Origin of the sequence: Sulfidibacter corallicola (assembly GCF_017498545.1) — a bacterium.
In the GTDB taxonomy this organism is placed as follows: Bacteria; Acidobacteriota; Holophagae; order Acanthopleuribacterales; family Acanthopleuribacteraceae; genus Sulfidibacter; species Sulfidibacter corallicola.
The window spans coordinates 2,485,374-2,497,204 of the sequence record NZ_CP071793.1; the positions used below are offsets into that span (position 1 = coordinate 2,485,374).

Genomic DNA, 11,831 nt, shown 5'->3' on the forward strand with positions numbered 1-11,831 from the left:
AAAATCCTCCAAGGTGGAAGATGAATATCCAACCGACCTACTCACGCCAGGGATAGGAAGGGGTGAAGAGATGAAGCGTTGAGCAGCGAGGCGCAAACACAGGGGTCTCGATCGCACTCATGAAACGGCCGTTGTGAAGAAGGGTACAGGAGGGAACGCTAGCACAACCAGAAGGCCCCCAACAAGTAGAAAGGAGTCCACACGAAAGAAAAGTAAAACGCGAAATTTAGTAATTCATCCACATTCAAGAAAAAGAGAAGAAACAGGTGTATCAAACAGAGGTGCTTACATTCTCAACCGCCAAAATATGCGCCAGTTTTTCTTTTGTTCCGGTTCCTTCGATGGGGACAAACATGGCCATACTGCATTGGGAGAAGCGCTGATCGCTTAGGTCGAGCACGCTGTATTCGAACTCGAGGCGGCCCACCTCGGGATGGTCGTAACGCTTGATGCCGTCCTGGTAGGGCTGCAGGTGATGGCTGCCCCACCAGAGCGCGAATTCCGGGCTTTCCGCGATCAACACGTCGATCAGCTCGCGGAACCAGGGACAGTCGATGGCATCGCCGTAGTCCATGCGCAGCACCCCGACGAAGCCCTTGGCGTGACGTTCCCAATCCACCAAGCGGTTGCGGTACTCGGAGGCCACGTAGAGCCGATAGAGCATGTTGCGCTCGTAGCCGCGCGCCTGGGAAAGGTCGCCGTGAATCACGGTGGCGGCGCGGTTCCAGCCGAGAATGTCGGAGCGCCGGCCGCTGATCCAGGCGGGATAGGGATAGGCGTCGAGCAGGCGCTGGAGCTGGGGGCTGAGGTATTGGGTCTTGCCGTTGAAGAGGAAGGGACCGGCCTGGTACCCGCCCAGGTTGAGCAGGTGCGCCAACTCGCCGGGTTCGAGCCGCAGCGCCTGGCCGATGTGGATCAGGGTCTCTTCGGAGGCGCGCACGTGACGAGCCTGCTCCAGGTGGGTGTACCACTCGGTGCTGACCCCGGCCAGCATGGCCACTTCTTCGCGCTTGAGGCCGGGCGCCCGCCGGCGGGCGCCGCGCGGCAGGTTCACATCCTCGGGTTGCAGTGAATCGCGGCGAGCGCGCAGGAACGCCGCGATTTCGCGGCACCGTTCTTCGCTGAACGTCATGGGATTCCTCCTCGGGAGCCGGCTGGGCCCTGTCGTGCGGTACGCGGTCGAGGTGGTGCCGGCAGTGCGCGAACCCGAGCGGCCACGGCCACGAAGGCACCAACCTGGTAGTTCTTATACCAGGATAAGCCCTGCCTTATACACCCTTTCGCGTTTGCCTATCATAGCGCCAATCCGAATTCACCTCATAGGAGTGATCACATGGCATCATCGAAAGAAGCGCAAATCGTCGAGGTCCCCCGGCTGGGTCTCGGTCACAGCGATCTGGAGATTTCCCGCATCGGGCTGGGCTGCATGGGCATGTCCGAATTCTACGGTACCGCCGACGAAACCGAGTCCATCAAGACCCTGCACGGGGCGCTCGACCTGGGCATCAATTTCTTCGACACGGCCGACATGTACGGCCCCCACAAGAACGAGGAACTGCTGGGCAAGGCGTTCGGCGATCGCTGGGATCGCCTGGTGTTGGCCACCAAGTTCGCCATCCTGCGCGACGACCAGGGCGGATTCGCGGGCCTCGACGGCCGTCCCGAGTACGTGCGTTCGGCCTGCGACGCGAGCCTGAAGCGACTCGGCGTCGACACCATCGACCTCTACTACATGCACCGCCGCGATCCGAACGTGCCGATCGAGGACACGGTCGGCGCGATGAAGGGCCTGGTGACGGCCGGCAAGGTCCGCTACCTGGGCCTGTCGGAAGTGACGGCGGAAGAGTTGCGCACGGCCCACGCGATTCACCCGATCAGCGCCCTGCAGAGCGAGTACTCCCTGTGGAGCCGCGAGCCGGAGGCGGAGATCTTCGAGGTGTGCGGTGAGCTGGGCATCACCTTCGTGTCCTACAGCCCGCTGGGTCGCGGATTCCTGACCGGCAAGATTCCCAGCCGGGACAGCCTGTCACCGGGTGATTGGCGCCTCCAGAACCCGCGCTTCACCGACGAGGCGATCGCCAAGAACAGGGTCTTCGTGTCCCTGTTGGAGGAAATCGCCGCGCAGAAGGGCGCCACGGCGGCGCAGGTCGCCCTGAACTGGGTGCTCGGCCAGAACGAGGAGTTGGTCACGATTCCCGGCACGACCAAGGTCTCGCGCCTGAAGGAGAACCTCGCCGCCACGCAGTTCCAGCTCAGCGACGATGAGGAAGCGCGCATTCGCGCGGCCCTGCCGGAGGAAACGGCCGGCGCGCGTTATTGAGGCGAAGGGCCCGGTCGCCACGGCCGGGCCTTTTTGATGCCCTCGCGGAGCCGCAAGGTCGGGATGGGGGTTGTCCACGATCGGATGCCTGGATGCTCTCCGTTCGCGGCCAACCGGATGTTTGGATGCTCCTCGTTCGCGGCCAATCCTGGAGGGATGGCCATGGGCGCGACATACCCATCCTTGGCTGGCCGATGATTCAAAATATACCCAATGCCTGGATGCTCTCCGTTCGCGGCCAATCCTGGAGGGATGGCCAACACCATGCTTGGACCATCATTGATAAAAACGCGTGCCGCAGGCACGCCACCAGCGGGCGTCCTGAAGGGACGACACAATACAGCGAAGGGTTAAGGAGCCGGAGGCGACGCAACCCTGGTTCTCCGGAGTTCCCGCATCGAGCCCTGGAGGGGCGGGTCCACGAAGAATCCCGGCGAACAGACGTGAACACCGCGAGGTCCTTCGTAGTCCCGCCCCGTTGGGGCTGGATTTCGGGAACCCCAGGCAACCAGGGTTGCGTCGTCGTTCCGACTCCTTAACCCTTCGCTGTTCTGTGTCATCCCTCCGGGATGCCTGCTGGTGGCGTGCCTTCGGCCCGCGTTTTAAATCAGTTTTGGTCCAAACATCCGGCTGGCCATCCCTCCAGGATTGGCCACGAACAACGAAAATCCGAGCATCGCCCGGAACGCCGGATCGCCTTCGCTGTTCTGTATGATCCTTTCCGGGACGCTCGAACGCCCTCCGCGTCGCCCCGCCTCAGACCTCCATCGCCTCCAGGAAGGGCAACGGCATCGCTTTCTCTGGATCGGCTTTCAGGTTGGCGAAATCGAACAGGTTCACGTCGGCGAGGTGGCTCGGCTTGATGTTCTGGAGGCTCGCGAAAATGACGTCCAGCCGGCCGGGCTCCTCGGCCTCCCAACCTTGGAGCATGCGCTTGACCACCTTGCGCTTCAGCGTCTCCTGCGAGCCGCACAGGTCGCAGGGAATGATGGGAAACCCGCGGTGCGCCGCCCAGGCCGTCAGGTCCTCTTCCTTGACGTAGGCCAGCGGGCGGATCAGCACGTGGCCGCCGTTGTCGCTGAGCAGTTTGGGCGGCATCGCCTTGATCTTGCCGTTGTAGAACATGTTGAGGAACAGGGTCTCCATCAGGTCGTCGCGATGGTGGCCCAGGGCGATTTTGGTGACGCCCTCCTCGGCCGCCACGCGGTACAGAATCCCGCGACGCAGACGGGAACACAGCGAGCAGGTGGTCTTCCCCTCCGGGATCACGCGCTTGACGATGCTGTAGGTATCCTCCGTCACGATCCGAAACGGCACGCCCAGTTCCGTCAAGTAATTGGGCAGGATGTCCTTGGGAAAGCCCGGCTGGCCCTGATCGAGATTGACGGCGACCAGCTCGAACCGAATCGGCGCCTTGCGCTGCAGTTTCATCAGGATGTCCAGCATGCCGTAGGAATCCTTGCCACCGGAGAGGCACACCATCACGCGATCGCCATCTTCGATCATATTGAAGTCCTGAATGGCTTTGCCGGTCAGGCGCATCAGGCGTTTTTCCAGTTTTTTGGGATCCAGTTCGGGGAGCGGAGCGGTCATGAGGCCTACCTTCGGAAATCGGGAACTCGGCTGGGCGACACCCGGGTCGCGAGCTCGGCCGCAGCGGTCGAGCGCGGCGCGTGGGAGCCCTCGCGGGGCCAACCTGCCAGCAGTATTACCCAAAGTGTGCGATTCGGGTGGATGCAATCGTTCAAGATGCGGTAACGAGACGCGTCGGGTAACGCGCGGATCCGGCCTTCCGGGGCTTACTGGAAGGTAGGTCGCGCATTTTCACGATGCGTTGCAGCACAGCAGATTGCGAGGGCGCCACCAAGAAGCGCCCGATTTGGGTATTATCTTCGCCCTCGCGAGGAAAGGCAATGGCGAGCCGCATTCCGCGCCGCGGCGGTCGCGGGCGGACGCAACCACGCGATTTCGCAAAAATCCCATGGTGCCGAGCCCAAACCGCGCGGACAAGCATTGGGATCACAATGCAAGCTTTTGAAAATCCGCGCCTTTCCTTTTTGGGAGGGAGGATATATGATAACGGCATCTTCCAAATCCCACCCTAAATGAAAGGCGACGAGTGAGGTACGCATGGCCGATGAACAACTCACTGGACTTATCCAACAAGCGCAACAGAGCATTCAAGAGAAGCTGAATCAAGTCAGTCTGGAACTGACCAAGGAACTCGAAAATTTTCACGACGTGCCCGCCGCTTCGGGAGGCGGGCTCGACGGTGCCACCCTACTCGGCTGCGTCAATGAATTTTCGGAAGCCTACACCCAGGTCGATCTCCTGAACGCCTTGGTGGATTCGGCCGGGAAGTTCCTGCCGCGAGTCATCCTGCTGATTCGCAAAGGCACCAACGTCCACGGCTGGGCCGGTCGCGGTTTCGACGGCGATTTCATGGCGAACCGGCTGAAACGGGTCAAGTGGCAGATCGACGTCTATCCCGAACTGATGCGCGTCATTCATCAAGCCAAACCTCTGGTCTCCAACTTCAGCGATTTGAGCGACCTTTCCGAGGAAATCAGCTCGTTCGACGGGTTCACGCCGCTGAAGTCGTGTTTCTTCCCCCTGCGCGTCAAGGACAAGGTCGCCGCGGTCCTGTACGGCGACTCCGGTTCCAGTTCCGCGCTCGACGGTCAGGACATCGTCGAAGTACTCACCTACCTCGGCGGCCTCGAGCTGACGATGGTCACCTCCAAGCTGAAGGTACCTCGTCCCGGCGGTGCCCCCAAGGCCAAAGCGGCACCCGCCCCGCAAGCGGCGCCCAAACCCGCGCCGCCCAAGCCCGCACCGGCACCGGCCGTCGCCGCGCCTCCCAAGCCGGCGCCCCCGCCGAAACCCGTCGCCGCCCCCGCACCGCCCAAGCCGGCACCCGCGCCCGCCCCGCAACCCGTCATGGCGGCTGCGCCCGCCGCACCGGCCGAAGATCCCAACATCAAGAAAGCCAAACGCGTGGCTCGCGTGCTGGTGTCGGATCTCAAGCTCTACAACGAAGAGGCCGTCAGTGCCGCGCAGCGTTCCGGTGATTTGTACAACCGCCTGAGAGACGACATCGATCGCAGCTTCAAGCATTATCAGGAGCGCGTATCCAGCCTGCTGACTCCGGGTTCGCCGAACTTCTTCAAGGAAGAACTGGTGCGTCAGTTGGGCAATGGCGATGCAGGGAAACTGGGTCCCCTACCCTTTTGAGGTGGACGGTCATCGACGTCCGGGTCGGTGACCGCTGATCGATGCCGACAGCTTGGCTCAACGGTTTGCGTTGCTGGGGGCTGTGGCCCGCGATCGTGATGGCGTTGTGCCGCATCGAAGCGGCACTCGCCGCGAACGCGATGCCCGAGGTGCGCCCGACCGCGATGGCCTTCTTCGGAACCCTGACGGTCTACGGCGCCGATCGCTGGTTGGAACGGCGTCGGTTGCCGAATACGGCCGAACGGCACTTCTCCCCGCTCTGGATGAACGGCCTGTTCATCGTCGCCATCTTCGTATTCGGGTTGAGCCAGTTGGGTTACGTCCGCGGCGGCGACTGGCTCTGGCTGCTGGTCCTGGGCATCGGCGGCGCCCTGTACCTGGCCGTCACCGTGCGTTTGTTGCCCAATGCACCCTTCGTCAAGGAGATGCTGGGCGCCTTTTGTTTCACTTACCTGATCTGGGGCAACCAGCCGGCGGCCGAGACGGTACTGGTGGTGGCCTTCTACGCCACGGGCCTCGCCAATTTCTTGCTGGCGGGTTACCAGGACCGGGTCCGCGACGCGACAAACCGAATGAACGGCACGGCGATCCGGTGGCCGCGGGCGACGGTCCCCATCGCGCGGGGCTTGGCCCTGTCCGCGGCGATCGCGGCCCTCTGGTGGACGCGCGGCCTCAGTACCCTGGGCTGGATGGCCCTGGCCCACGCGGCCTGGCCGGTCGACGGCAAGCACTCGATCGACGGCGCCTTCTTTCCCCTGCTGGCCACCCCGCTCCACCTGTTCCTGCGGCTCGGGTGACGGGCGCCGAACGAGCTCGTCGAAGCGATTCGTGCCGGAAGTTCCCGCACCGAGAGAGCGGCGTCGTCGCGGTAGGTTGGGCTGCCAGCCCGACACTTCGAAGTGATTTGGGCGAGAGGTCCCCGCATCGAGAGAGGGGCGTCAGGCCTGTAGGTGGAGCAGCCTGCTCCACCAGTCGAAGCAACCCAAGCAGCTACAACCCGTTACGCCTAAGTGCGAAGCAAGAGGTTTCCCTCGACACGAACCACCGAAGCCGCATCGTCCATACTCCCAGCATCGAGAGAGCGGCGTCATCGCGGTAGGTTGGGCTGCCAGCCCGACACTTCGAAGTGATTTGGGCGAGAAGTCCCCGCATCGAGAAAGCGGCGTCAGGCCTGTGGGTGGAGCAGCCTGCTCCACCAGTCGAAGCAACCCAAGCAGCTACAACCCGTTACGCCTAAGTGCGAAGCAAGAGGTTCCCCTCGACGCGAACCACCGAAGCCGCACTGTCCATAGTCCCAGCATCGCGAAAAAGGCGTCGTCGCGGTAGGTTGGGCACGGCCGGTATGGCCGCCGGGCCGACACTTCGAAGTGATTTGGGCGAGAAGTCCCCGCATCGAGAGAGGGGCGTCAGGCCTGTAGGTGGAGCAGCCTGCTCCACCAGTCGAAGCAACCCAAGCAGCTACAACCCGTTACGCCTAAGTGCGAAGCAAGTCGTTCCCCGCGACGCGAACCACCGAAGCCGCACCGTCCATACTCCCAGCATCGCGAAAGAGGCGTCGTCGCGGCAGATTGGCCACGGCAGATTGGGCACGCCCGGTTGGCCACGGCAGGTTGGCCACGTCCCGAAGGGCTGCCAGCCCGACACTTCGAAGCAGCCCACGCTCCGCAAGATCGATTGGCAAAAGAGCGAAGCAGATAAGGCGGGCCTCTGAATCTCTCGATGATTGATTTCTATCCATGCCAGGTCGCTTCGATTGGTTGAGCAGGCTGCTCAACCTACAGGCTTCACACATCTTACGCACATGCGGGCTCTACGATACAGCTCGCCCACATTGAATCTTTCTCGAAATCGGGCTGGATATACCCGCTGGTCTGTGGCTCTTAAATGAAGCTAAATTCGTAAAACATGAAGGTAAAGCTAAAGAAATGAGATGACGAATATTCGGAAATTTCGCCAAGAAATGTCGGCCCGGCGGGCTTACCGCCCCTGACCAACCAACAGCCATTTCGCCACTCTCGGCTTGCGGGCTCTTCGAGGTTTCGCCCTTCGAGGAGGTTTTGCCGGGCTTGTGGTGGGGCCTCCGCTTTTTGACGATCCGATCATTGCCGACTTCGATCGCGCCGAGTAGTCAGCCCGGCCTGATCCGCGACTCGGTGGTGAAAAAACCGAAGCGGGGTTATAATCCCTACCTACTCCTCCCCTCTCGTGGAAATTTATGAAAAGCTGAAAATGCTTTCACAAGGAACTCCTCGTGAAAACACTGGCAGAACGTGTTGCCGCGCTCACCCCGCAACAACGCCAACTGTTGCTGCGGGCCCGCGAAAAGCGGCTCGAGGCACAGGCCGACGACACCATTCCCCCGCGAACCGGTCCCGGTCCCTGGCCGGCCTGCGCCGATCAGGCCGCACTTTGGTTTTTCCAACAGATCGACGCCCATGCGGTGCCCTACAACATCGGCAACGGCCAGCGCCTGTTCGGCCCCCTGGACCACGCCGTGCTCGAAACCGCCTATCGGCAACTGGTTCGGCGCCAGGAAATGCTGCGCGCCCGCTATCCGATCGTCGACGGCGTGCCCCACGTGGACATCGCCGACGATCCGGACCCCACCATCGAATGGGTCGATGTCCGCCACGTGCCGCCGGAACATCGGGAACGGGCCGCCGAAAAAGAAGCGGCCCGCCTCATCAACCGCCCCTTCGACCTGGAGCAAGGCCCCATCGTTCGCTTCGTCATCATTCGGGTCGCCGAGGAAGGGCATCTCTTCGTGCCGGTCATGCACCACTCGATCACCGATGCGATTTCCTACAACATCTTTTTTCGCGAGCTGATCGCCATCTACTGGGGGCTGAAACGCAACAAGCCCGTCTCCCTCCCGCCGCTCACCCGCCAATACGTCGACTACGGATTGTGGCGGAATCGCTGGCTGGAAAGCGACGTGTTCCGGGAGCAACTGGAATGGTGGCACCGGACCCTGGCAGGGGCCCCCACGGTCGCCGATGTGCCGGGCGACTATCCCCGCCCCGAGGTGTTCAGCTACCGCGGCAACCGCGTCTTCTTCACGCTCGGCAGGGACACGACCCAGGCGCTGCGCGCCCTCAACCGGCGCGCGGGCACGACCTCGCTGATGACCCTGCTGGCGGCATCCTATGCCCTGTTCTACCGGTACGCGGGCTTGGCGGACCTGCTGATCGCGGTGCCCGCCTCCCATCGCGAACACCGCGAAATGACGCACGTCATCGGTTATTTTCTCAACTACGTGCCGTTCCGCGGCAGGGTCACGCCAGGCATGAGCTTCACCCAATTGCTGGCCGAGACGCGAACCACCGTGCTCGGCGGCCTGAAACACAAGCGAGTGCCCTTCTCGTCCATCGTGGAGCGGGTCAAGCCCGACCGTGATCCCAGCCGCATGCCCCTGGCCCAATTGGGGTTCGTGTATGTGAGCGCCGCCGGGCTCAACACGGAAGCCGCCAAACTGCACGACGAGGCGCCGCCGTTTCGCATCGAGGGCTATTACGCCGATCGCGAGATCTCCCCGATGGACCTCCAACTGATTTTCATGGAGGGCACCGACGAAGTCACCTGCTTTCTCGAATACGCCTCGGACATCTACAAACCAGAAACCATGGAATACCTCACCGACACCTTTCGGTATCTTTGCCAGGCATGTTTGTCGGAGCCGGATCGGCCGATCGACGGGTTCCCCCTGATGGGTCCGATCGCCGCGCAGTTGATCCCCAAGAGCTGGAACCCGATGGGCCACCCCACGCGCGAAGTCTCCCGTGCCGACGTGTCGACCAGCGAGACGCTCCACGGCCGTTTCGAAGCGCAATCCGCTCGGTCGGCGGATACGGTGGCCGTCTCTTGCGAGGGGCGCGCTTGGAGCTACGACGAGCTGGATCGCCACGCCTCGGCCATCGCCGGTCGGTTGTTGCATCGGGGCATCACCGCCGAAACCGGCGTCGCGGTGTGTATCGATCCCAGTCCCGAAGGGATCGCCGCGCTGCTGGGCGTGTTGAAGGCCGGCGCGACCTACGTGCCGATCGCCGCCGATTTCCCGCAGCCGCGTCGCCAGGCCGTGCTCGCCGAATCGCGCGCGGCGATGGTGTTGGTCACGGCCGGATCGCGCGACCTGGGGTGGGACGGGCTTCCCATCCTGATCGTCGACGAAATCCCCGAGGACGATACCCCGCAGGCCTTGCCGACCGTGGATCCCCGCCAGGCGGCCTACATCCTTCATACTTCGGGATCGACCGGCAAGCCCAAAGCCGTGATGGGCACCCACTTGAGCCTGCTTCACCGGTTGTCCTGGATCACGGCCCAACTTCCACCGGAGATCGGCGAGCCCCATGTGCTCCACGCCCCGATGACGGTCAACGAGTCGCTGACCGAAATCTTCCAGGCACTACACCACGGCGGAACCCTGATCGTCGCCCCCGAAGAGATCCGCAAGGACCCCGTACAACTGATCTCCCTGCTCGCGGCCCATCGCGTTCGACGCACCCAAATGGTGCCGCCCCTCCTGCGCCTGCTGCTCGCGCGACCGGAACTGGACCGAGAACTGGCCGCGCTTCGACTGCTGATTCTCCAGGGGGAGCCGTTACCCGCGGATCTGGCACATACCTGCCGACGACTGCTGCCGAACTGCACCCCGATCAACAACTACGGCCTGACCGAGGCCACCGGGTCCGCCGGCTTTCCGATCACCGAAACCGCGGCCTGGATCGACACCGTGCCGGTTGGCTTCAGCCAGGGCGGCGTGGCCCTCCACCTGCTGGACGGCCACCTGAACCCACTTCCGCCCGGTGCCGTCGGCGAGCTGTACCTGTCCGGTCCGGCTCTGGCGCGCGGCTATGCCGGTCGTCCCGGTGCCACGGCCGAACGCTTCATTCCCGACCCGAACGGCAACGGCACCCGCCTGTTCCGCACGGGCGACCGCGCCCGGTTCGATCCGGCCCACGGCTTCACCATCCTCGGCCGGGTGGACCGCCAGATCAAGATTCGCGGCAACCGCGTCGAACCGGAGGAGGTCGAAGCAACGCTCCGGCTCCTGCCAGCCGTCGAAGACGCCGCGGTACTCGCCAAACGCGGCGAATTGATCGGTTTCGTGCAATCGGCGGCCGCCATCTCGACCGAATCCTTGCGAGCCCACCTGCTGGGCTACCTTCCCGATTTCATGGTTCCCACGGCATTCGTGTGCCTGACGGCCCTGCCGCAAACCGCCGGCGGCAAGATCGATCGGCGGCAATTGTCCGAAACCGCCGTAGCCACCCAGCCCATCTCCAAGACGCCGGTCGCCCCGCGCGGCGAAACGGAGAAACTGCTGGTCCAAACCTGGGCGCAGGTGCTGGGACATCCGACTGTCGGCATCGACGACGATTTCTTCGAGCTGGGAGGTCACAGTCTGAAAGCGGCCGAAATCGTCGCGCGCCTGCATCGCGATTCGGGTCGCGAGGTGCCGCTCGCGTTGCTCTTCCAAACGCGCACCATCCGCCGCCTGGCCGAGACGTTGGATCGCCTCGGCGATTGGCACCTGCTCCGCACCGGATCCGGCCCGGCCCTGCTCCACCACACCGGCCGCAGCAAAGTCTTCGCGTTTCCGCCGATGCTCGGCTTCGCCATGGTCTACCGCCCGCTGGCCGAACGTCTACCCGACCTGTCCCTGTATGGCTTCGACTTCACAAACGTGCCCGATCCGGCCGAGCGCTACGCGGACCACATCGAGGCGATCCAGCCCACCGGCCCGCTGAAACTCATGGGTTACTCGGCCGGCGGCAACCTGGCCTTCGAAACGGCGGGCGTGCTGGAAGCCCGGGGCCGCACCCTCGAATGCCTGGTGTTGATCGACAGCCTCTACCGCAAGGGGCCGGCGCCCAACGAGCACGACATCCTGGAACGGCGAGCGGCCTTCTTGGTGGATCTGGAGCGCCAACTGCGGTCCGATCCGGTGATGGGGCCCTACGCCGAGGAGCCATATCTCCAGGGATTGATCCGCAAGACACCCGGAGCCTTCTACCTGCATCACCATCGCGGTCGAGACCAGGGCCAGGTGGCGGCACCCATCGACTACATTCGCTCGGGCGAACCCGATCCCGGACGCGACCCCGCCCGCGCCGCCTGGGCCGCGGCGACGACCGGGACCTTCCGCGAGCACCGCGGTGACGGGGCCCACGACGGCATGCTGCAAGGCGAGGCGTTGACGGCCACGTCCGCCCTCCTCGCGGCGATCATGGGGTGAAGCGGGCACCACCGAGCCCCCGCGACGCCCGTACCTCGGCTC

Annotated in this window: 6 protein-coding genes; 4 read left to right on the forward strand and 2 right to left on the reverse strand. The window is 63.5% G+C overall.

The features are described from left to right. Window positions 1–271: 271 nt before the first annotated feature. Complete coding sequence (locus J3U87_RS07245; RefSeq protein WP_237382368.1) at window positions 272–1,132, reverse strand: helix-turn-helix transcriptional regulator; 861 nt, start codon at window positions 1,130–1,132, stop codon at window positions 272–274. A gap of 201 nt (window positions 1,133–1,333) precedes the next feature. On the opposite strand from J3U87_RS07245, the gene J3U87_RS07250 reads away from it, so the two are divergent. Continuing rightward, the gene (locus J3U87_RS07250; protein ID WP_237382369.1) at window positions 1,334–2,320 is read left to right on the forward strand and encodes an aldo/keto reductase; all 987 of its coding nucleotides are present in this window, start codon (window positions 1,334–1,336) and stop codon (window positions 2,318–2,320) included. 756 nt (window positions 2,321–3,076) lie between these two features. On the opposite strand, the gene ttcA is transcribed toward J3U87_RS07250, so the two are convergent. Next, window positions 3,077–3,913 (reverse strand): tRNA 2-thiocytidine(32) synthetase TtcA, encoded by an 837-nt coding sequence (ttcA, locus tag J3U87_RS07255; protein ID WP_237382370.1) that lies wholly within the window; start codon window positions 3,911–3,913, stop codon window positions 3,077–3,079. A gap of 537 nt (window positions 3,914–4,450) precedes the next feature. Between ttcA and J3U87_RS07260 the strand changes: the two genes are divergently transcribed. From J3U87_RS07260 to J3U87_RS07270, 3 genes are all read left to right on the forward strand, one after another. Continuing rightward, window positions 4,451–5,554: a hypothetical protein gene (locus tag J3U87_RS07260; protein ID WP_237382371.1), complete on the forward strand. Its 1,104-nt coding sequence runs from the start codon at window positions 4,451–4,453 to the stop codon at window positions 5,552–5,554. A 41-nt stretch (window positions 5,555–5,595) separates the two neighbouring features. Continuing rightward, complete coding sequence (locus J3U87_RS07265; RefSeq protein ID WP_237382372.1) at window positions 5,596–6,351, forward strand: hypothetical protein; 756 nt, start codon at window positions 5,596–5,598, stop codon at window positions 6,349–6,351. A gap of 1,454 nt (window positions 6,352–7,805) precedes the next feature. Beyond that, window positions 7,806–11,789: a non-ribosomal peptide synthetase gene (locus tag J3U87_RS07270; protein ID WP_237382373.1), complete on the forward strand. Its 3,984-nt coding sequence runs from the start codon at window positions 7,806–7,808 to the stop codon at window positions 11,787–11,789. Window positions 11,790–11,831: the final 42 nt, after the last annotated feature.